The following is a 20,175-nucleotide window of genomic DNA, read 5'->3' as shown; positions in this document are numbered from 1 at the left end:
AGCACAAAGTGAAAACTCCTCTCGTGGTTTGTCTCAGCAACAATTACGATACGTGAGTTTTCACTTTTTTTCTATACTTCAATGTAAATTTATTGAATTTTTATATGGTCAACCCCAAGTTATGGTGAAGAGCCCAAAAATACAAAGCTAGTTTCATAAGAACACCCTAGAGCAAGTTAAACATGGCGAAGAAAGAAACAATTAGATTGCCCATGCTATGTATACCCCAGCTTGTAATTATAGAGCCATTGGATTTTTGTTCATCGATCCACCCCATTAAATAACCTGCTAATCCGGTAGACATCACAAGCAACACAACAACTCCAAAAGGAATAACAGATAAAGATAACAGCATCAATCCGTGAATACTACCAAATAGTAAGCTTTGCACAATATTTCCAATCCGAAAACCAAATGTATGCGCAAATCTTTTTAATAAAAAGCCTCTAAAAAACAGCTCCTCTGACAAGCCCGTTTGGATAATTGCATAGAGAAGTGCAGGGATCAACCCGGAAAAACCGAGTCCTGCAAAACGTTTAAATGCTAAAAGTGAGCTGTCTACAAAAAAATAGATGATCGAATAATTCGTTACGAATAAAAAAACATTTATGAGTAAAAACCATACTAAATAATTACCTTTTTTCTCTATGACAGGCTTTTTAATGCCAATCCATGTTAAAAATGATTGTTGCTTTCTCGCAGTGAATAGCCACCAAAAAAACGGAATCACTGAAAATAGAATGACTTGCATGATGGCACTTATAGCACTATTAATAATCATCATTTTTCCCCCTGCTTTTAAGTTTTTTATGAAGAGATCATGATCATGTCTTTATGTTAAGAATATAAAATAGCGGAGTGAAAATCAAGATTAATTTAATGATAATCATTAAATTATTATTCTTTATGATTAAATAGTAAATGCTAATCATAAAAATACAGCGACTAGAAACATCTTAGTCGCTGTCATTCCTTATTCGGATTTCGTTCTATAAAATCAGTAATTTCATCCTTTAAATCATAAACCAACGTGAAATATTGATGCTCGCTCATAGCACCCTTCTCTCGCCACTTTTGCATTTCTTGATAATGAAATTCCAAAAATTAACTTTCGATTTCTCGACGCTCAATGCCTTCCTTTGTTGCCATATCGACAATCGACAGTCCGTCTTTCCAGTATTGATCATACACTTCTTGCGTAATTCCAAGCACTTTACAAATAGCATCATAATCGTATTTCACATGATAAACTACTTGACCTTCCTCGCCATTGGCATGTTGTTGAATGACATTGTTGGCATACCCAACCGGGGCAAAACTCATCATAAGACTGCTAATAAGAAATATTTCTTTGAATGGTACCCTCATGTTAAACCTCCTTAATGTTTTCACTAGTGTGTGAGGTTTTAACAATCATATTCCTATGAAGATAACCGATTACAATGCCTTCCGAAAAGAATAACACCATTTGTCATAACCTAATCGTTCCTCATAAAATCGATGGGCATCGTTCCTTTGAATGCCTGACTCTAAAGCAATATAGTGTGCACCCTTTTCTTGACCCCATTGATGAATATATTCCAATAATTTCTCACCATAGCCACATGAACGGTTGGCCTCGTCTGTTACTAAATCATAGACATAAATATGACGTTCATTGTAGAAATTAATTCGCCAGCTTATACCGGTCACTGCCACTATTTGCTTGTTCTTATAGAAAGCAAACAATGTATAGCCATCTTGCATCATTTCCTCTAATAAGAGAAGGTACTTTTCCAACGTTAATTCCGTGCGAAGCTGCACCATAATGGCATAAGCTTCAACCCATTCCTCACGTGTTGATAGTTGTTTGATGGTTTCTGCCATTTTTTCGAAACTCCTTTCCATTACCAGTACTTAATATAATGAAAAACTTCGTGATCTATTTTCATCCCAAGCTTGTCATATAGTTTTTGAGCGCGTACGTTATCTGACGCTGTTTCTAAGGTAATATAACGTGCATCCTTCTGCACGCAGTATGAATAACACTGTTCCATTAAGCGCTGTGCTACACCACGTTTTCTGGCATGTTCGGCCACAAATAAATCATTTAAAATAAAGGCCTTTTTCATCGCTACAGATGAGAAAACAGGATACAGCTGGACAAACCCAACCGGCTGCTCTTCTATATAAGCTAGAAAAATAATCGATTCGTCCTTCTGTAAACGCTCCATTAGAAATTGTATAGCCTGCTCTAAGTCTGATGGTTGACCATTAAATTGGCGATATGCATTAAATAAAGGCACTACATCTTCAACTGTTGCTAATGTTACTGTACAAATTTCCATAGACTCTCTCCCCATTTCTTTTTATATGTACTTCTTGTATGATGATAAAAAACAATCTGACATTTAAAAAGAAACAGTTCTAAACATTTCAACATGTCAAGGAGGGCAAATATGGATGATTTTATTTTTTTACTCACTAACGAACAGGCAAAATATAAACAGATTTACCAGCAAATCAAAACATTAATCGAGCAAGGTAACTTAAAAACGAATGATTCTCTCCCTTCTATTCGAAGGCTGGCTGATACTTTACATGTCAGTCGCAATACTACATTGACTGCCTATGAGCAGCTCATAGCTGAGGGATACATACGTGGGGAAGGGCGAAAAGGTTATTTTGTGAATGAATTTGAGAAAGTGTTCTTACAAGAGGAGCAACGACCAAGCGATCCCAATAAGAATCAAATAATTGGAGATATCATCATTGATTTTCGCGTAGGCGCCGTCGATCAACAGCATTTTCCTTTAAAGCTTTGGCGGCAGCTTGCCAATCAAGTATTACAGATGAAAAAATGCTATGGATATGGGGAGCCTTTCGGTGAAGCTCTTTTAAAGGAGCAGCTCGTACATTATTTGCTACAAGCGCGTGGCGTTCGTGTCGATTCAGAGGACATTATTATTGGTAGCAGCACACAGCAACTATTAATGTATTTAGGTTTTTTGTTAAAGGAGGAATTTTCAAGTGTTATCTTAGAAGATCCTGGCTACAACGGTGCACGAGAAGCATTTAAACTGCATGGCTTCCAGATAGAATCATTACCGGTATTTGAAAACGGTGCACAGCTAAAGCATTTAGCGCATTTACATTCACGTTTACTATATGTCACCCCTTCCCATCATTTTCCATATGGTGTGTCAATGAGCATTCAGCAGCGACAAACTTTAATCCAATGGGCAAAAAATGTCAATGGCTATATACTGGAGGATGATTACGACAGTGAATTTCGCTATACACAACAGCCATTTCCCGCTCTCGCCTCCATCGACAAGTCACGGGTCATCTATATAGGCACATTTTCAAAATCCTTTTTACCAGCTACTCGCTTAAGCTATATGGTACTACCGAAAGCACTTATTTCCCCATATAAAGAACGCTTTGCTGATTTTGAACATAATGCTTCGTCCCTACATCAACTGACAATGGCGAAATTCATGGAACAAGGGGAATGGACGCGGCATATTAAAAGAATGCGCATCACCTATAAGCATAAAATCACGGTTCTTGTACAGGAACTTCAACAACAATTCGGAGAAAAGATTACGATATTAGGAGCGCAATCTGGTCTTTATATATTGGTGAGGGTGCATACACAGCTTTCAGAACAGCAGCTCATTGAACGTGCAGAACAATACGGCGTCAAGGTCTACCCTACGAGCCCATATTTTTTTCAATACCAAGTCGATGAACCTATCATCCGATTAGGTTTTAGTAAATTGGTGCTGGATGAAATTGTCTTAGGTGTGCAGCTGTTGAAAAAAGCTTGGATAAGGGAATGAACAAGGAGCTGTCCAAAAAGAGGGTTTTTAACCAAAAATGAATAAAAAGTGAAAGGCAGAAACGTTGATTTGACAACGTTTCTGCCTCTTCAATTTCATGTGATTTTACTCCAAAAGGGACTTATGGGACAGCCCCTTCATTCATGATCTCGATAATCATAGGTTTCATCAGGCACATCCAATGTCACGCCATTAATATTGACTGTATCATCGTCGTTCCAGTAAATGTGGGCTTCATTTTCTCGATATTGCCAATAAATCTTCTTCGATTTTTTATGTTCTTTATTGAAAACTAATTCTCCTAAGACCGTAAAAGAAGTTGTTGCACCACCATTTGAAACGTAGGCTTTCACAGTATAGGTGCCATTTGGAGAAGTAGATTCCGCAACAAGCTCCTGTTTAAACCTACTCCAATCAAAAAACAACCAATACATGCTATATCCTATAATGCCAGCAAAAAACAAGAGCCAAATAAGTAACATTAGAAGAACTTTTTTGTATACTTTTTTGCGTTCAAGCTTCTCAGCCTTCTCCACCTACATCCCCCCCAATCTGTTCATATAGAGACGATTTCACAGAAGAAGTTGTTTCCTTAATTAGGGATTTCATCGTATTGTATGGAGCCGGACGAGGTTGCCGCTGGCCTGAGCGGTTTTCTCTCTTACCTGAGCGGTTCTCCCGCCACAGGACGTAGCGTTCTTAGACTGAGTTATTCTATTTCAGCGGATGTTTGGACACCGCTGAAGGAAGTTAAAAGTAATCAATAAATGTTGGGATGCCCACCGGTAGCACTGCTTCTAGTAGCGCAATTTCAATGGTATTGCCCTGTAAACGTTCAATTTTTTCTAAATAGCTTGGGCGTTTATAGCCTAGTAGCATGGTGGCAAGTGTTTGTACCGTGAGCTGAATGGCATTTTCGGACATTGTGTCACTGACCTTTTCAACCGTAACCTTTCCACCCTGCATTGTGATGACAAATGTGCCATTATTCCATGCCACAATACGATCACTGACCGCTAGTCGAAGCTGAAAATCATTTCCCATAAATGGATAACGTAGCAAAAATTCTTTGACATCGACTATTCGTGCCATAAAATATGGGGATACCTTTTGAATGATTTCACTATCCTCTAATAAAAACGCAACTGCCTCATTACCAGTTGTTTTTCCATAAACATTGTAGATCATTGAACTATGAGCAGAAACAAAATTCCATAGGCCTTTTCGCGCCTCTTCCTGCAAATAGACAATTTCATCAATGTAATAATTTTCCTCCATAATACGATAAAACATATAGCCCTGCGGCATATCATCCTCGTCATAATACACCGCTGCCTGAAGGATTACATCACTATCAATAAATTTCTCTTCCCAAAAATCTTCCTGAAACTTCTCATTCCAGGCAATGCTATTACGTACCATCACACCATGCGTTCTTTGCGCATAGCGTGCATAAATAGCTACAACATCATTATGCTTAGGATCGACACGTCGTATTTTTCCGTTTAATCCTGCGTAGTGAGGAAGCTGCGTATCCTTAACCTGAAACTCCACAATATCACTTATAATTTCCCAACCCTTTTTGCGGTAATACGGGATAGAATATGGAAATAAATAGGAAATGCATTGTCCTTCATTTCGCATGCGTTGTAAGCATTCCATAATGAGGCTCTCCATCAGACCGTGCTTTGAATATTCAGGATATGTTCCTACTGCCGTTATGCCACCCATTTCGTAAATTCTGCCATGAACATTTACCTCAAAAGGAAGGCTTAAAATTTGAGATACAAGCTGTGAACCATCGAACCAACCAATTGCGTGTCCCTCATTAAATTGCTTACTTTTAGCATTGACAAAGCGACGATCTTTATGAATAGACATGGACATTTGAAAAACATAATTCAGTAAATCTATCGACTGTGCCATTTCATTTAATTGAATTTCTCGCATGACTAAGCCTTTTCGTTGATTCATGATTCTCTCTCCTCATCAAATAACTCTTATAAAATGGTTTCCGGTGCATTTAAAAAGCGCTTCGTAACAATGTAATGAATGGTATCCTCATAGCGAATAGACTCCATGTCTCCGTTATCAAAACTGTAGATGGTCGCATTCGGATAGCCAAGCAAAATTGGTGAGTGCGTAGCTATAATAAACTGAGCCTCATGCTCTAAATCTTTCATAATTTTCAGGAGACTAAGCTGTCTAGTTGGTGACAATGCCGCTTCAGGCTCATCCAACAAATAAATAGCCTTCCCTTTAAAGCGATGCATAAATAGCGATAAAAAGGACTCGCCATGTGATTGATGATGCAACGACCTACCACCAAAAGCAGCATACTTTTTCCTTTTGTCACGTTCTTCTAACAAATCAATATGACTCGCAAATTGATAAAACGTTTCCGAACGTAGGAAAAAACCATTCGTCACTTTTGGCATCCACGACAAACGGATATATTCCCCCAGTGAAGACTCCGCCTTATGTACTTCATATAAATTTTGACGCCCCCCCCCTGCTGTATTAAAATCACAGCGATCTGCAATTGCCTCTAGCAGGGTGGATTTACCAGAGCCATTTTCCCCGACAAAGAAAGTCACATTGGTAGGAAACTCTAGCTCCTGTAAACCTTGCAAGCTTGGAATATTAAAGGGATACACATCTTTATTTACAATGTTATCCTGTAACACCTTACATGATTTTAAATACATTTCATTTCCTCCCTAGTACTAGTATACCGCGCACTTGCTACTCTGAAACCGCCCTTTTTTCCAAATATAAGCTACAGACACCTAAAATAAACAATACACTTATCCCTATAAGGGAAATAGGTGACCAAGATAGCCTTGGATCAAACATTTGAAAGAAAAATGTGAATATTGGGACAAAGCATAAACTCATCATTACTATTAAAGTTGAACAATACTGAATTCCTACCTGCAATAAATACATCGGCAGCATGACACCCATTGCTGTGACTGCAACTATCCATAAAATATTTCCCGAGAAATAATCAAAAAATATGTCGAAAGTTGCAGAAAAAGATAATAAAATTATGCCATAATAGCGATTAGCCAAAATCATTGAGGTTGTCCAACCAGCCTCACTCAACCTCTTTGAATACATTGTACAGAGAACAGCCCCAATCCCACAGCCTACACTCGCTATTAATGCCAGAATCACTGGCAATGTTATGTCCATGTGAACAGCTGATTTCCCACTAACTACTGCTACTATTAATATAGTACAAGCAATAAATGTACCTGATGCAATTACCCATTGTGCTTTTGGAATCGATTCTTTGGCTAAAACAGCTAGTATCAAGACAAAAAGCGGCCCTATGCCCATCTCAAGCGCACTGACAATCGCTGACTCTACATATTTTAAAGCGAAATAAAAGCCCATAAATGCTAACACCGATGCGGCATTCAGCTTCACGACATGACGAATATTTCCCTTCCATACATTCTGTTGTTTATGTTTGCGCGCAAAGAAAGAAAAATAGATAGCTGTCATGAAAAAACTAATGCCCGTAAATAAAAATGTTGGCACCTCTTGCACCTGCTTGGCATAAAACACCTGGCTCATCGATGTTAGAAGAGCCGATATCACAAGAGCAATTAACCCCACTGTTGTTGCCTGTTTTTTTGTTATTTCCACCCCATTATCCCCCTTTTTCCGACACTAATCTTTATGTTTTACCGTTTTGTCGATGAAGCTAAGCTTTATATGAGCAAATTTCCTAGCGAAACGTTCCCTTTCCTCTCCTTCCATTTCCCAAAATAAAAAAACTCCGTCTCTAATAAATATAGAGACGAAGTTATCCGCGGTACCACTCTGATTAGCTAAAAAGCTCACTTTCCTATAACGGTAGTTGCCGTTTATGCTTACTTCATTCAGCATAAAAACTCCTGGACGAGTTCACAAATGGTTTGCGATGATTTTCACCAGCCATCATCTCTCTAAAGCAAACTACATTCACTACTACTTCCAATCATTGTTAAATTATTTCGATAATAATTCATTTCAACTTTTTCGTCAAGCCCACAAAGACGCTCAAGTTAAGTGAACTTTCTATAGGGCAATAGATTTCCCACATATATTTCTTACTTCATTTCCAAACACAGCTTCCTATCAAACGTTCTATATTTTTAGTCATCATCATACATTGAGGAAAACCTTTCACTCTACAAAATTGACCTATACATTTTGCCTACGTTGTTACAACAGAAAGGTAAAATCACGCTCCCCTTCACTACTGGGAGGCATTTTTAAAAATATAGTCATAAGGAGAATTGGAAAGATGTTTGTGACACATTTTTATGAAAACAAGACGTCCGTTTTAAGTCAGCTGCTCGTAAATCTACCTACTGTCGAAGAAAATATTAAAATTAAAGGTCGTAAAGCAAAAGTTGTTCAGGTTATTCAATTAGACGACCACAACTATCAGGTGAGTATAATTTTTGAAAAAGTGCCTAAAAAGCAACCAATTAAAGAACTTGGAAAGAAAAAGAGATAGCTCTTTCCTTTTCATCTATAACGCTATCGTTCAAAGATGCAATGATAGCGTTTTTTCTTGATAACTCATTGCAAATCATTCTCAATGAACATTATCTTCCTCAAGCAAAATTATTGACTTTTTAATTGATAACAATTATCATTATCAATAGATTATTTCTTTTCTCCAAATTGCTTAATTCAGAATCCCCCTCTTTTTTGAAATAAGCATGTATCAAACGGATATTCTTACATCAGACTAAGAATGTCCGTTTTTTAACTATATTTTGGCTGTTTCAGCGGAATATTTACATAAACAAAGGAGCTGTTTTACATGGATTATCGTATTGAAAAAGACACTATGGGTGAAATTAAAGTACCTGCAGATAAAATTTGGGGAGCGCAAACACAGCGCAGTAAAGAAAATTTCCAAATTGGTACCGAACAAATGCCAATTGAGTTGGTTCAGGCAATGGCTATCTTAAAGAAAAGTGCTGCTATCGCTAACAACAAACTTGGCAAACTGTCAGATATCAAGACGAACGCCATTGTGCGCGCAGCAGATGAAATATTAAATGGTCAGTGGGACGATCAATTCCCTCTTGTTGTTTGGCAAACTGGTAGTGGTACACAGTCTAATATGAACGTTAATGAGGTCATAGCACACCGTGCGAACCAAATCTTAGAAAATGCTGGTGAAGCTGAGCGCATCCATCCAAATGATGATGTCAATAAATCTCAAAGCTCCAACGATACCTTCCCAACAGCTTTGCATATTGCAGGGGTATTAAAGGTTGAGGATTATTTATTACCAAGACTTCGCTTATTAAAGGCAACATTAGATGAGAAAGCTGAGCAATTTAAGGATATTATTAAAATTGGTCGTACACATTTACAGGATGCGACGCCACTTACTTTAGGTCAAGAAATAAGCGGCTGGGCAGCCATGCTTGGGAAATCTGAGCACATGATTATCCAGAATATTAACTATATGAAGGAACTAGCAATTGGAGGTACAGCGGTTGGTACTGGTATTAACGCACATCCAGAATTCGGAGATCGTGTTGCAGCAGAAATTAGTGAATTAACAGGTAAACAGTTTACCTCTGCCGCAAATAAATTCCATGCCCTAACAAGTCATGATGAAGCAGTTGTCGCACATGGCGCATTAAAGGCTCTTGCGGCTGACTTGATGAAAATCGCCAATGATGTACGCTGGTTAGCAAGTGGCCCTCGTTCAGGTATCGGTGAAATTACGATTCCAGAAAACGAACCAGGCTCATCCATAATGCCTGGTAAAGTGAATCCAACCCAAAGTGAAGCGATGACAATGGTTGTTACACAAGTCATTGGCAATGATGCAACAATTGCCTTTGCCGCTTCACAAGGTAATTTTGAGCTGAACGTCTTCAAGCCAGTGATTATTTATAACTTCTTACAATCGACTCGCCTATTAGCAGATACAATGAAATCATTTAATGATCATTGTGCTGTAGGAATTGAGCCAAATACAGAAGTACTTGATCACAATTTACAAAATTCATTAATGCTTGTAACAGCATTAAACCCTTATATCGGCTATGAAAATGCAGCTAAAATTGCGAAGAAGGCCCATAAAGAAGGTACAACATTGAAAGAAGCAGCAATCTCAACAGGTTTACTAACAGATGAACAATTCGATGAATATGTTGATCCTGCGACGATGATTTATCCGAATGTAAAATAAAATGAATGCAAGTTGACACATAAAGCAGACCAAGCGTTGGTATATTAACGTTTTAGATAAAGAATCATTTTTTGAACCAAGCATGTTTATGTAAATTACGGCATGTTTTTGGCCGAGTGAAGCTAGATTGAGCTAAAAAAATACGGCAAGCGTGTGTACAGGAATGTGTGAGTCAAAAAGAAAGATTGAGGCTAATATGCTTCAATCTTTTTTATTTTCTAGTATGCGTTTTTACTAATGCTCTATATAATAAAATCATATTAGCTCAATTTTACAGTAATAATTAATATATCACCCGTTTACCGAATAAGGAAAAGAGTGATTTTAATGGAAATCAACTCTTTATAACCTGAATTTCATAAGAAATATCTTTTTTTGGTAGCTCAGAGTTCTTGAGAATTAATAAATCTTCTAACTCCTTTTTCAAATTTTCGCTGGATAGCTCACTGGTCTTAGCAATTGTTATTTTTAGTATTGGTTCAGGTTCAATTAAAGGAAGATAAACTTGCACATCGTTATAATTCTTTTCCTTTATATAATTAAATACAATACTTTCAACCATCGACATAAAATGCTCCGTCTCAACTTCTTGTAAACTTTTTTTTGTAATATCGATGTTGAATTGGCTCAAATCCGTTCTATTTATATGTTGCTCTAAATACCTTTTCAGTTGTTCTTCACTTTTAGTTTCATCCATTACAATTAAAATTGTTGAGTCCGGGGTCTTTTGAAAACTAAATAAGCCAAATTCATCCCACGCATTATCAAGGACAGATGCAATACGGTTCCATCGTTTCTCATTATTATTGTCATTATTAGAATAACTATCAAACTTGTTGGTATATATGTTAGTTACTAAGACGACTACAACAACTATTATTAAAACAGAAACAAACTTTTTCATGACATTTCCTCCCCTTCAGATATATTTTAACCAATCTGCTCCATTAGCTGCATATAAAAGAGCTGAGCATGCGGTCAAACTGAAATGGTTCTCTTTGTTCAGCTATGTACTTAATTTGTTATCCTTAAGAAAATCAACGATCATTTTCTTTTCATGCTCTAGCATCATATGCATGTGTCCGCACTCTTTTAGCATATGTACGGTGTTATTTGGGATGATTCTTTTTGCTCTTGGTAATACTTTTCTCGCTGGAAATAAACAATCTTTTTCTGCTGCGATAATAAGTGTTGGTGCTTTACACTTTTGCATTAATCGCTCATTCACATTGGATGGCATCCCTACTTTTGTTTTAACATGATCAAAACTATCTTTCACCATATCCAAAGTATCTTTATCAAGAATGTCTTCTTTAATAGCCATAAATAAAGCCGTTTCTTTTATATATTTTTCTATCTTTGTTAGTTTATATTTGAGTAATGGTATCATCATTTTCACAGTACTGATTGGAAAAGCATTATTAATTCCTGATGGCACAATTAATACGGATTTTTCTACTTTTTCTGGAGCAATACACATTAGTTTTGCCAAAACTCCACCACCAAACGAAACCCCTAAACAAGCTATTTTATCAAATCCAAGCCCTGTAATAACGTCATTTGCCCACTTTCCATAATCATAATTTCTAGGAGAGAGACTCACTTCATCACTTTTTCCAGGATGGCCAATAATATCAACCGCATAGATGTGAAAATCCTTAAGCAGGAATTTATAAGTTAGTAAATTATAGGCTGTCGTACTATTCCCGCCATGAAATACTAGCAATGGTTCACCCGATAGATTGCCAGTTTCAATGATATGTGTTCTTCCAAAACGACTATGAACATAAACATCCTTACATGAATAATCCAATTTCTTCAACTGAGCATCATAAAGCTTTAATGACATTTCTCTTCCAGACTGTGTTTTGTATATACTCATATAGTCCTCTCCAATATCTAAATTTGCCTACCACGTCCTGTTACGCTACCTTACTGAGTCTACCTTTTACTAGTATAATAAAAGCGCGCTCAAATTCTAGATGTGACTTCTAGATGTGAAAAATTGAGTCCCTCTTTTTCTATAAGGATTACATTATCCTTCTTAGCCAATTCATACTGCCGATGCATCTGCAATTCCCGAACCAATAATTAGATAATCGGCATATTGGTCTGTCATCAACTATCATCCTTTTGTGAATTACTCATTTCTGTTGTTTTTTTAGAGAAACTATTAAATTTTATTTGAAAAATTGTATTTGTTAGAATCCCAGCAACCAAGCCCCAGAACGCAGCCCCTATACCCAAAAAGGAGATACCTGATATTGTAACTAGAAAAGTAATTAATGCACTTTCCTTTTGAGTACCTTCCATTGCGGATGCAAGGCTTGTACTAAGTGAAGCAAATAGAGCCAAGCCAGCAATGACTGCTATAAACTCACTAGGAAGTGCTTGGAAAATTGAGGCCATTGCAGCTCCAAATATACCAAAGATTAAATAAAATAATCCACATGAAATACCTGCAATATATCTTTTATTTTTATCTTCATGAGCTTCTTTTCCAGTACAAATTGCCGCAGTAATTGCCGCTAAATTAATAGCATGAGACCCAAACGGAGCCAATAAAATAGAAAATATACCCGTTGTTGTAACTAATGGACTGATTGGTACATTATATCCATCTGCTCTTAATACCCCTATACCCGGCGCATTTTGAGACGCCATAGTCACAATACATAATGGGATGCCAATTCCAATTAAAGCATCAAACGAAAATGTAGGAGCTGTAAAAATAGGATTCACTAAAGATATATCAATACTTTCAGTCTTTAGATTTCCTGTAAAATATGTAATCAATAACCCTAAAAATAATGTAATGACAACCGTATAACGTGGTGAAAGCCTTTTAAAAATTAAGAAACACAGTATCATCGGAAAAACCAATTCAGGTAGATTTCTTAAAGATGTAAAAACTTCAACTCCAAAGTTTAAAAGAATTCCAGCAAGCATAGCAGTTGTGATCGAATATGGTATTCGATTCATTATTTTCTCAAATAATCCTGTCCATCCTAAGAATGTAATGATTACTGCAGAAAAAATGAATGCTCCAATAGCATCTGTATAGGAATAAATTGACCAACTTGAAACTAGCAAAACCACTCCTGGTGTGGACCACGCTGTTATAATTGGAGCTTTAAACCAAATACTCAATAAAATACAGGTTATCCCACTACCTATAGAGATTGCCCATATCCACGAAGATAAATGTGCATCACTTAAATGCGCTACTTGAGCAGCTTGGAAAACAATTACTAATGGCCCTGCATAAGACACCATTGTAGCTATTAATCCGACAACTACAGCTGATATTGATAAATCTTCTTTTAACATTCCTATATTAATGGAGTGTCTTGAATTCTTTAACACAAAGCAACCCTTCCCCCAGTACCCGTTTTCATTAGATTTATTTCCTTTATCACTTCACTTTTCTATGCTTTTTATACTAACACAACAAACGCTCATCAAAAACCATTTTTTTCCACATTCTAAAGGTATCGAGATATCTAATATGTGAAAGATTGGCTGTATAAAAGAAAAACCAGAATGGAGAAATCCATTCTGGTTAAAGTCTAACTTTTAGGGGTCACTTCATTGTGGAGTGGTCATATTTCTTATCTTTATAAAGTTGTACGTCTTGCTTCATTTAGTTAAACCTTAAGTCAATATGCTCTAACGGCCAACAGATGATGCTTGTTGTACCCATTATTTTTTCTTTAGCGATAAATCCTACTTCTGGATCTCTACTATCCTTACTTATACGACGATTATCACCTAATACAAAGTAATACCCTTCAGGTACAGTAGTTTCACCAAAATCTTGTTCTAACGTAAAATCGTAAGTGAGTAACCCAGAATCTGTTAATTCCTTCTTGTATTGATCTAAATAAGGTTCACTGTACTTCTCTCCGTTTATGTATAGTTGATCATCCTTATACTCGATTTTATCTCCTGGTAGACCAATGACACGTTTAATATAATTTTCTTCTTTCATTTGAATCACTACAATGTCAAATCGATCAATCGACTTAAATTTCGGACCGATTCTGTTAATAATAACACGGTCGTTTTCTTCAAGTGTCGGCATCATTGAAGCACCTTTTACGAGTACTGGCGTAAATAAAAAATGCTTGATTACAAACGCAACCAATAGAGCGAATGCAATTGCCTTTAGCCATTCAACAAACTCATTTTTTTGTTTTTCCTGTATTTGTTCTTCCAAAATATCACCTCCAAATGTTTATATTAATTAATACGTATAAATAAATAAAATGGTTTCAATTTTTCGTTAGTATATCCAAATATTCCTACACAACCAAAAAAGCACAGGCCAACATTCATCGAATACCTGCACTTTTAATAAGAATTTTAGAATTTTTTTATTTCAATGGTTGTTGCAATTGAGCTTAAAATACCTATCGTTCCTAAAACTAATAACGACTTCGATGGGCCAATAATTCCCAGTGTCAATCCTCCTACACCTACGACAGTTGTAAAATACCTACTATATTGCAGTTTCGATTTCGTTACTCTTGGTGTATTTACGTCTACACCAACCATCTTATTTACCTTAACTAAAGCGGCATCCAATTGTTTAATCATTTAATTTACCTCCGTTAGAATTAATTTATCAACATACTAATAGCCGGATTAATCAACAGCAAAAAACTGGAGGCTAAAATATATATTCCATATTTTTTCTTTCTTAAAGTACAATACAAGCCAATTATAAACACCACAAGTGCAAGTCCAATTGATATGTAGCTGAATATTCCAATTGAATTATTTTGTTGCAAGATATCTAATATTAAATTTTTCATTAGTATTCCCCCCTAAATTTTTGTTTGCGTATTGCTTATCGAGACACTATGGCTCAATTTTATTTACCAAAAAAAAGATTTGGCAAAAATTTATTTTCGAATCTAATTAGTATCATTTAGATCAGTCCTTTCATGTTGTACTTTAATTGTACGAATCGATTTTCTCTTTTTTCTTACTCATTCCTAACAAGTTTATTAATTTTAATAGACTTTTTGGGCAGTTGAAATAAAAACTCCTCAGATGATGTAAGGCAATAGAGTGATAGGACGAATATCAATTAATCCTTTTTTGATTAGAATTTTTTCGGTATGACTCTAAGTTTAGGAACCTCTACAAAGTTAACCTTCAGGAAAAGAAAAAACGAATAAGCTAGTACGTATATACTTGATTACTCGTTTTTACTGTGTTTTATTTTTTAATCGGAATTTCCTTATCAAAAAAGACGATTGATGCAATTTCCTTGTCATTGATCACATTTTCAAACGTTTTAACCGTAAAAAATTGAGTGCCATTCTCCGTCAAATGCAATCCGTTAAACAGGCTTGTCGTTTCTGATGTACCGTCCTGATACTTTATTGTGATCGGGTAGTCATCCAGGTGTTGATTTACGCCAACTTCCTTTAATGAGCCGGCAGCTTCGTTAATTTCATTCATTGAACTGCTCTCAATCTTTAACGAAATCGAAATCGGTGAGACGGAAATCGTTTTAAGTACCGCCCCATAACCAAACATAGAAATGCTTTTGTTGACCTCATAAGGAGTAGAGTACGCCTTGAAATCTAGCTTAAAATCTGTTTCCCAAGCACCTGGTATGACTGTTGTAAAGATACCTGGAAATGGATCTGCCGCTTGTAAATCTTTGAGTTGGAAATGAACGTTTTGACCGGCTATGGAATTTTTCGTCATGATACTCATAACCAAGCTAATTTTATTGTCACTCCAATTGCCATCGTCAAGCACGTCGAATCCTACACTCATATAGTCCTGATTTGTCGTTATATCGTATCCCAAAAAGCGGTATCGCGCTGCGTCTAATACCGTACCCTCCGGTGCCGTAAAATCCATTAAAATATAGGTCAAATTACTGTCGCCTATCACTTGCTTAATATTAAGTGTCCCATTGTTGTTTTTTACCTGTTTATCAACCATATAAGCCCCATTTGACAAATATGTTTCTTGTTCCTGATTTACCGGATTAAGAAATTTCATAAACGTTTCATCCAACCCTATATAGGCCGCTGCAAAAGCGGTTGTGGCTAGACAAACTATCAACAAGGCAGTCAATACTGCAGGTCTTAAACGTTTCGCTAGTGTATATCCCCTGTTTTTTTTATTTTCAACCTTGCTTGGCACTAAAATGTTATGTAACATCTTTTCCTTTTGTTCGATCTTAGGTGTAAGGGCTTCGAAAAGCCGATTGATATTTTTGTTACTCAATACAATTCCCTCCTAAGTCAATTTTAAGGCGTTTACGACCTCTGGATAGTTGCGTTTGAATCGTGCTTTCTTTGTATCCCAACAACACTGACATTTCTTTTATCGTGTAGCCCTCGAAATAGTACAGATATAAAACTGTTTTGTATTTTTCAGGAAGTGAAAGCAGTCTTGCAAGTACCTTCCCAGATGGTTCATTACCATTCCAAGAAGAAACCTCTGGTAAAGCGTCTAAGGCAACGCGCCGGGTTTTCCACCAATTTTTAAGCACATCTTTACAGTAATTTCTGGTGGTTACCGTCAACCACGCTTTTTCATGCTCATGGTCATTAAAAACCATTTGATATGTAATAAGTTTTAGAAATACAGATTGAACAGCATCTTCTGCATCAACGGGATTTTTCAAATAGATATAGCAAAGCCTGTAAACTAAATCTACATGCCGTTGATAGAGTTCAGCCAATTCTTTATCCGTATGCAATAAAGAATTGTTCTCCATTTTTTCGCCTCCTGTAAATAACACGATTGGTGACTTAGAAAAATCCCATTATTGTAAAAAAATTTTTATAATACGTAAATTGTTGTGTTTTTATTTTTATGGATAGAAACAGCATAAGCGACAAACAGCACCCATCTCCCTCCATGAATTTATGTGTTTTATCTTACTTTCCTCTGCTATGCTAAAAGTAAACTGATTTTATTGGAGGGGGATAAAATTGACACCAGCTGAATTAATTTATTTTAGCGTGATTGCTTTTGCTCTATTAATCATTATTTTACTAATCACTTTCATTTTTAGAAAACGAAAAAAAAGCGTATTAGCTATTATTATTGTGCTGATTATTGGCTATATAAGCTATATTGCTTACTATCCTACTTTAAAAATCAAAACTCATGCAGAAAGATATATTCAATTAGAAACTTATTTAAAGCAAACATATCCTAATCAACAATTTTCGATAACGCCTGAGCACTTTGAGGATGGCTATACAGTTGGTCAGTTTAGTGTGAATGCAATGGAAACACCTCAAATTGGTGTCGACCTTAGAGTTGATAAACATGGAAAAGTTAAGCAAGTCTCTACATGGTCAAATGAGGAATACCCTACACAAGAGAATCTATGGAGGGTGCTCAAATTTCACCTTTTTGAAGAATATACACTCGATAAAAATATACCTGTCATTACAAAAAAAGATTTTTGGTTTAATGGAGATGGATTAACTGTATTTGCTTTAAAGATTGATGATTCACCAGCCATTGCTGTTTTTACATATAGTACAGGTGGATACAGTTTTCAACATTTTGTCGAAGGTAAACCTGATGAAGTGATTTCTGTTGAAACTGATGATTTTGTCTTTGCCTATATGGATGAAAAGTATACGGGCAAAGCAGCAACAATTACTACAAAGTCTGGGAAACAATATGAATTAAATCCAGATAATCAAAAAATGAAATTAACTATTATTCCTATTGCTAAATAATCTTTCATAACTTTACTTTCATACTGTAAAACGGTTGTTATTGAGGATTTTCTACAGTTGGTTCATAATTAGTATTAAAATCTGTTACTGCGTTTCAACATTCATTTTTACTCTGCAATGTTTTCGCCCGCTACATAAAATATCCATTTCAAAAAGGAGCTGAATGATATGCAACCATTTACCAAAAATGTGATAGCTGTGATAAAGAATATACCAACTGGTAAAGTAATGACTTATAGCCAAGTGGCAGCATGTGCGGGTAGTCCTAGAGGAGCAAGACAAGTTGTAAGAATACTTCATACAATGAGTGAAAAATATAATCTTCCTTGGCATCGTATCGTAAACATCAAAGGGGAAATAACTTTTAAAAATGCAGCGTATCAAAAGGCTCTGTTAGAAGGGGAAGGGGTTGTTGTTACACAAGCCCTTACGCTCAACCTAGTGGAGTATCAATATAAAATAGACCCCATGGATTATGATTTCTGAAACATTCTTAAATACTTAATGATTCAAATGCTTCTTGAAACTCTTGCTTTCTTTTTCGAACTGCAAAATAAATTTTCTCCATGGAGTATATTGCAAATAAACCTTCCTTAGAAATATAAAACAGCGTAGTTTAAATCCCATACTACGCTGTTTAAGAGGTTTTTCATAAATAATTATTTAATACTAACTACTTTTTAACCTCTTTTACATATTCCCATGTTTCACCATTATCTTTTGATTGATAAAGTGCACTGCTATTACCATTATAATCTCCATCTGATCCTTGTCCAACTAACATATTTAAAACGCCATCTTTCTCATAAGGCATACCGGGAGAATCGAAAGGACTTATAGACTGCCCACTTTCTAATGTTACTTCTTGAGGTATATAATTTACCTTTTCAAAAGATATGCCCCCATCATTTGTACGATACATCTCTCCGTTAGTACCAGAAGGGCTAATTGCTCCTATAAACCCAAGTTTATCATTTATAAAAGTTATTCCTGATACACTACCAATTCCTCCGTTGAATGGATCTTCATTGATAACCTCCCATGTTTCAGCCCCATCTTTAGTTTTACTTAGTGAATAGAAACTACTTCCTAATGCTTTATCTGTAAGATTTAGTTGATAACCAACTTCTTTTGATAGGAAAAACTGTTCCTTGTTATTAGTTACCTCTTGTTGCTCCTCTTTAGAACTATTATGATTTGACGTATTATTTGATTGACTCCAACTTGGGTCACCTATTAAGTTATACCTAGCTGGTACTACCTCTTTCTCTCTTCCAGGGACAAATATGGATACTGTATATCCAATTATTTCAGATGTTGCTATTTCAAGGTGATGCTCCTTACCTTCCTCATTAATATTAATAATTCCCTCTGTGTTATATCCCCAATTTCGTTTACCAAAATAAACTAAGCCATACTTACTTTCATTCCACTTACTAACGACTTGCTGAATTGGAATAGCATTAACCGTTTTAATTAATGGTTCTACTAATTTATCACCATCATAATCAGCATTTGCATATCCATTTAGCCAGAAAGTAATCTTTTGTGACTTATTTTTATCATAAGTTATTAAGCAACTTTCTTCTTTCCCATCCACATTTTCCCCATAAACAAATGTATCAAAAGATGTGATTGTTCCGTCTGAATTAAATGTAAGCTTAAAATCACTTGCCATATATAATTTTTTTGGCAAAGTATATTTCTTATTTATATCTTCAAAAATACCTTCTACCCCATCTTCATATATATTATTATGTTCAAATTTAACAGATCTTTCATTTTTTAATCTTTCTATAGTCCACGCAAGTTTCCCACCATAATTTGTTGCACTTTTATAAATCTCAACTCCATAAAATAATGTAATTACCATAATAGTTATTATAGAAATATATCGCCATGCATTTGATTTTTTAGAATCATATTCTCGATCTTTCATCATTCTAATTGTAGTAAATGCAATAATAGATATTAAAAATACAATGCATAATAGTAAAAAATAAATATTATTATTAATTCTCCCATACTTACATAATGAAGCTAACTCATAGCAAAAAATCCAGTATCCAATTATTAATATTGGATTTGTTAATAATGATCTAAGTATCACTTTTGTGTTTTTCCTAAATATAAAAATCCCCCCTAATCTAATTATTATTAAGTTCCCGTCCTGTTTACAAAAAAACCTATTTAATTTAGTATACCAGTTTTAAAATACTTCCAATTACAACTTCTTCAGGATAAATAAATGGATGGTCCGTTTTCATAATTCACTTCCCCAAAAAAGAGCCTATTCAAGACTACTAATCTTGAATAGGCTAACTTCATTTTAAAAACCAAACTTATTTATGGTACTTGTTCACCAGAACTAATATTAAACTGTATAACTTCAATCAAA

At 35.6% G+C, this 20,175-nt stretch carries 23 protein-coding genes and 1 other annotated feature; of the genes, 5 read left to right on the top strand and 18 right to left on the bottom strand.

Going from position 1 to position 20,175, the window contains the following annotated elements; genetic code table 11:
- Positions 1–166 precede the first annotated feature (166 nt).
- The 5 genes from ACIQXF_RS12190 to ACIQXF_RS12170 all read right to left on the bottom strand — a co-directional run bounded on the left by ACIQXF_RS12190 (position 167) and on the right by ACIQXF_RS12170 (position 2,327).
- Positions 167–784 carry a CPBP family intramembrane glutamic endopeptidase gene (locus ACIQXF_RS12190; RefSeq protein ID WP_402783201.1) on the bottom strand — a complete coding sequence of 206 codons (618 nt, stop codon included), beginning with the start codon at positions 782–784 and terminating at the stop codon, positions 167–169.
- Positions 785–966: 182 nt separating this feature from the next.
- Positions 967–1,101: a hypothetical protein gene (locus ACIQXF_RS12185; protein ID WP_402783199.1), complete on the bottom strand. Its 135-nt coding sequence runs from the start codon at positions 1,099–1,101 to the stop codon at positions 967–969.
- Positions 1,102–1,104: 3 nt separating this feature from the next.
- Entirely contained in the window at positions 1,105–1,368 is a 264-nt protein-coding gene (locus ACIQXF_RS12180) for a hypothetical protein (protein ID WP_402783197.1), read from the bottom strand.
- 69 nt (positions 1,369–1,437) lie between these two features.
- Positions 1,438–1,866, bottom strand: coding sequence for a GNAT family N-acetyltransferase (locus ACIQXF_RS12175; RefSeq protein WP_402783195.1), 429 nt, complete (start codon positions 1,864–1,866; stop codon positions 1,438–1,440).
- A gap of 20 nt (positions 1,867–1,886) precedes the next feature.
- Positions 1,887–2,327, bottom strand: coding sequence for a GNAT family N-acetyltransferase (locus ACIQXF_RS12170; protein WP_402783193.1), 441 nt, complete (start codon positions 2,325–2,327; stop codon positions 1,887–1,889).
- A gap of 111 nt (positions 2,328–2,438) precedes the next feature.
- Here ACIQXF_RS12170 and pdxR point away from each other — a divergent pair, with 111 nt between their 5' ends.
- Complete coding sequence (pdxR, locus tag ACIQXF_RS12165) at positions 2,439–3,824, top strand: MocR-like pyridoxine biosynthesis transcription factor PdxR (protein ID WP_402783192.1); 1,386 nt, start codon at positions 2,439–2,441, stop codon at positions 3,822–3,824.
- A gap of 137 nt (positions 3,825–3,961) precedes the next feature.
- Here pdxR and ACIQXF_RS12160 read toward each other — a convergent pair whose 3' ends face one another.
- From ACIQXF_RS12160 to ACIQXF_RS12145, 4 genes are all read right to left on the bottom strand, one after another.
- Positions 3,962–4,360, bottom strand: coding sequence for a DUF5412 domain-containing protein (locus tag ACIQXF_RS12160; protein WP_402783190.1), 399 nt, complete (start codon positions 4,358–4,360; stop codon positions 3,962–3,964).
- Between the two features lie 214 nt (positions 4,361–4,574).
- Positions 4,575–5,798: a GNAT family N-acetyltransferase gene (locus ACIQXF_RS12155; RefSeq protein WP_402783188.1), complete on the bottom strand. Its 1,224-nt coding sequence runs from the start codon at positions 5,796–5,798 to the stop codon at positions 4,575–4,577.
- Positions 5,799–5,824: 26 nt separating this feature from the next.
- Positions 5,825–6,532: an AAA family ATPase gene (locus ACIQXF_RS12150; protein WP_402783186.1), complete on the bottom strand. Its 708-nt coding sequence runs from the start codon at positions 6,530–6,532 to the stop codon at positions 5,825–5,827.
- Between the two features lie 37 nt (positions 6,533–6,569).
- A complete protein-coding gene (locus ACIQXF_RS12145) occupies positions 6,570–7,481 on the bottom strand; it encodes a DMT family transporter (protein WP_402783184.1) in 912 nt (303 codons plus the stop codon).
- Positions 7,482–7,628: 147 nt separating this feature from the next.
- Positions 7,629–7,828: a binding site (T-box leader), on the bottom strand.
- A gap of 296 nt (positions 7,829–8,124) precedes the next feature.
- Here ACIQXF_RS12145 and ACIQXF_RS12140 point away from each other — a divergent pair.
- Together ACIQXF_RS12140 and fumC are read left to right on the top strand one after the other, a co-directional pair.
- The gene (locus ACIQXF_RS12140; protein WP_402783182.1) at positions 8,125–8,340 is read left to right on the top strand and encodes a hypothetical protein; all 216 of its coding nucleotides are present in this window, start codon (positions 8,125–8,127) and stop codon (positions 8,338–8,340) included.
- Positions 8,341–8,652: 312 nt separating this feature from the next.
- Positions 8,653–10,044: a class II fumarate hydratase gene (fumC, locus tag ACIQXF_RS12135; protein WP_402783180.1), complete on the top strand. Its 1,392-nt coding sequence runs from the start codon at positions 8,653–8,655 to the stop codon at positions 10,042–10,044.
- Positions 10,045–10,378: 334 nt separating this feature from the next.
- On the opposite strand, the gene ACIQXF_RS12130 is transcribed toward fumC, so the two are convergent.
- From ACIQXF_RS12130 to ACIQXF_RS12095, 8 genes are all read right to left on the bottom strand, one after another.
- Positions 10,379–10,948: a YolC/YozM family protein gene (locus ACIQXF_RS12130; RefSeq protein WP_402783178.1), complete on the bottom strand. Its 570-nt coding sequence runs from the start codon at positions 10,946–10,948 to the stop codon at positions 10,379–10,381.
- Positions 10,949–11,050: 102 nt separating this feature from the next.
- A complete protein-coding gene (locus ACIQXF_RS12125; protein WP_402783176.1) occupies positions 11,051–11,926 on the bottom strand; it encodes an alpha/beta fold hydrolase in 876 nt (291 codons plus the stop codon).
- A 236-nt stretch (positions 11,927–12,162) separates the two neighbouring features.
- Entirely contained in the window at positions 12,163–13,410 is a 1,248-nt protein-coding gene (locus ACIQXF_RS12120; protein WP_402783174.1) for a benzoate/H(+) symporter BenE family transporter, read from the bottom strand.
- A gap of 277 nt (positions 13,411–13,687) precedes the next feature.
- On the bottom strand, positions 13,688–14,263 hold the full coding sequence (gene lepB, locus ACIQXF_RS12115) for a signal peptidase I (protein WP_402783172.1): 576 nt from the start codon (positions 14,261–14,263) through the stop codon (positions 13,688–13,690).
- Positions 14,264–14,409: 146 nt separating this feature from the next.
- Entirely contained in the window at positions 14,410–14,643 is a 234-nt protein-coding gene (locus ACIQXF_RS12110) for a hypothetical protein (protein ID WP_402783170.1), read from the bottom strand.
- 20 nt (positions 14,644–14,663) lie between these two features.
- The gene (locus ACIQXF_RS12105) at positions 14,664–14,861 is read right to left on the bottom strand and encodes a hypothetical protein (protein ID WP_402783168.1); all 198 of its coding nucleotides are present in this window, start codon (positions 14,859–14,861) and stop codon (positions 14,664–14,666) included.
- Between the two features lie 409 nt (positions 14,862–15,270).
- On the bottom strand, positions 15,271–16,299 hold the full coding sequence (locus ACIQXF_RS12100; RefSeq protein WP_402783166.1) for a hypothetical protein: 1,029 nt from the start codon (positions 16,297–16,299) through the stop codon (positions 15,271–15,273).
- Complete coding sequence (locus ACIQXF_RS12095; RefSeq protein WP_402783164.1) at positions 16,292–16,795, bottom strand: RNA polymerase sigma factor; 504 nt, start codon at positions 16,793–16,795, stop codon at positions 16,292–16,294. Before ACIQXF_RS12095 ends, ACIQXF_RS12100 begins: the two co-directional genes overlap by 8 nt.
- A 217-nt stretch (positions 16,796–17,012) precedes the next feature.
- Here ACIQXF_RS12095 and ACIQXF_RS12090 point away from each other — a divergent pair, with 217 nt between their 5' ends.
- Positions 17,013–17,777, top strand: a complete 765-nt coding sequence (locus ACIQXF_RS12090) for a hypothetical protein (protein ID WP_402783162.1) — start codon at positions 17,013–17,015, stop codon at positions 17,775–17,777.
- Between the two features lie 168 nt (positions 17,778–17,945).
- Positions 17,946–18,263, top strand: a complete 318-nt coding sequence (locus ACIQXF_RS12085; RefSeq protein ID WP_402783160.1) for an MGMT family protein — start codon at positions 17,946–17,948, stop codon at positions 18,261–18,263.
- A 187-nt stretch (positions 18,264–18,450) separates the two neighbouring features.
- On the opposite strand, the gene ACIQXF_RS12080 is transcribed toward ACIQXF_RS12085, so the two are convergent.
- Entirely contained in the window at positions 18,451–19,929 is a 1,479-nt protein-coding gene (locus tag ACIQXF_RS12080) for a WD40/YVTN/BNR-like repeat-containing protein (protein ID WP_402783209.1), read from the bottom strand.
- Between the last annotated feature and the right edge of the window lie 246 nt (positions 19,930–20,175).

It is taken from the genome of Lysinibacillus sp. NPDC097231, assembly GCF_044761885.1.
Classification (GTDB): Bacteria; Bacillota; Bacilli; order Bacillales_A; family Planococcaceae; genus Lysinibacillus.
This window is presented reverse-complemented; position numbering and strand designations above follow the sequence as displayed.

Coding starts and splice junctions, on each gene's coding strand:
- ACIQXF_RS12170 (WP_402783193.1), bottom strand. CDS start 2,327: ATGGAAATTTGTACAGTAACATTAGCAACAGTTGAAGATGTAGTGCCT.
- ACIQXF_RS12190 (WP_402783201.1), bottom strand. CDS start 784: ATGATGATTATTAATAGTGCTATAAGTGCCATCATGCAAGTCATTCTA.
- ACIQXF_RS12085 (WP_402783160.1), top strand. CDS start 17,946: ATGCAACCATTTACCAAAAATGTGATAGCTGTGATAAAGAATATACCA.
- ACIQXF_RS12155 (WP_402783188.1), bottom strand. CDS start 5,798: ATGAATCAACGAAAAGGCTTAGTCATGCGAGAAATTCAATTAAATGAA.
- pdxR (WP_402783192.1), top strand. CDS start 2,439: ATGGATGATTTTATTTTTTTACTCACTAACGAACAGGCAAAATATAAA.
- ACIQXF_RS12175 (WP_402783195.1), bottom strand. CDS start 1,866: ATGGCAGAAACCATCAAACAACTATCAACACGTGAGGAATGGGTTGAA.
- ACIQXF_RS12140 (WP_402783182.1), top strand. CDS start 8,125: ATGTTTGTGACACATTTTTATGAAAACAAGACGTCCGTTTTAAGTCAG.
- ACIQXF_RS12105 (WP_402783168.1), bottom strand. CDS start 14,861: ATGAAAAATTTAATATTAGATATCTTGCAACAAAATAATTCAATTGGA.
- ACIQXF_RS12110 (WP_402783170.1), bottom strand. CDS start 14,643: ATGATTAAACAATTGGATGCCGCTTTAGTTAAGGTAAATAAGATGGTT.
- ACIQXF_RS12180 (WP_402783197.1), bottom strand. CDS start 1,368: ATGAGGGTACCATTCAAAGAAATATTTCTTATTAGCAGTCTTATGATG.
- ACIQXF_RS12095 (WP_402783164.1), bottom strand. CDS start 16,795: ATGGAGAACAATTCTTTATTGCATACGGATAAAGAATTGGCTGAACTC.
- ACIQXF_RS12130 (WP_402783178.1), bottom strand. CDS start 10,948: ATGAAAAAGTTTGTTTCTGTTTTAATAATAGTTGTTGTAGTCGTCTTA.
- ACIQXF_RS12150 (WP_402783186.1), bottom strand. CDS start 6,532: ATGTATTTAAAATCATGTAAGGTGTTACAGGATAACATTGTAAATAAA.
- fumC (WP_402783180.1), top strand. CDS start 8,653: ATGGATTATCGTATTGAAAAAGACACTATGGGTGAAATTAAAGTACCT.
- ACIQXF_RS12125 (WP_402783176.1), bottom strand. CDS start 11,926: ATGAGTATATACAAAACACAGTCTGGAAGAGAAATGTCATTAAAGCTT.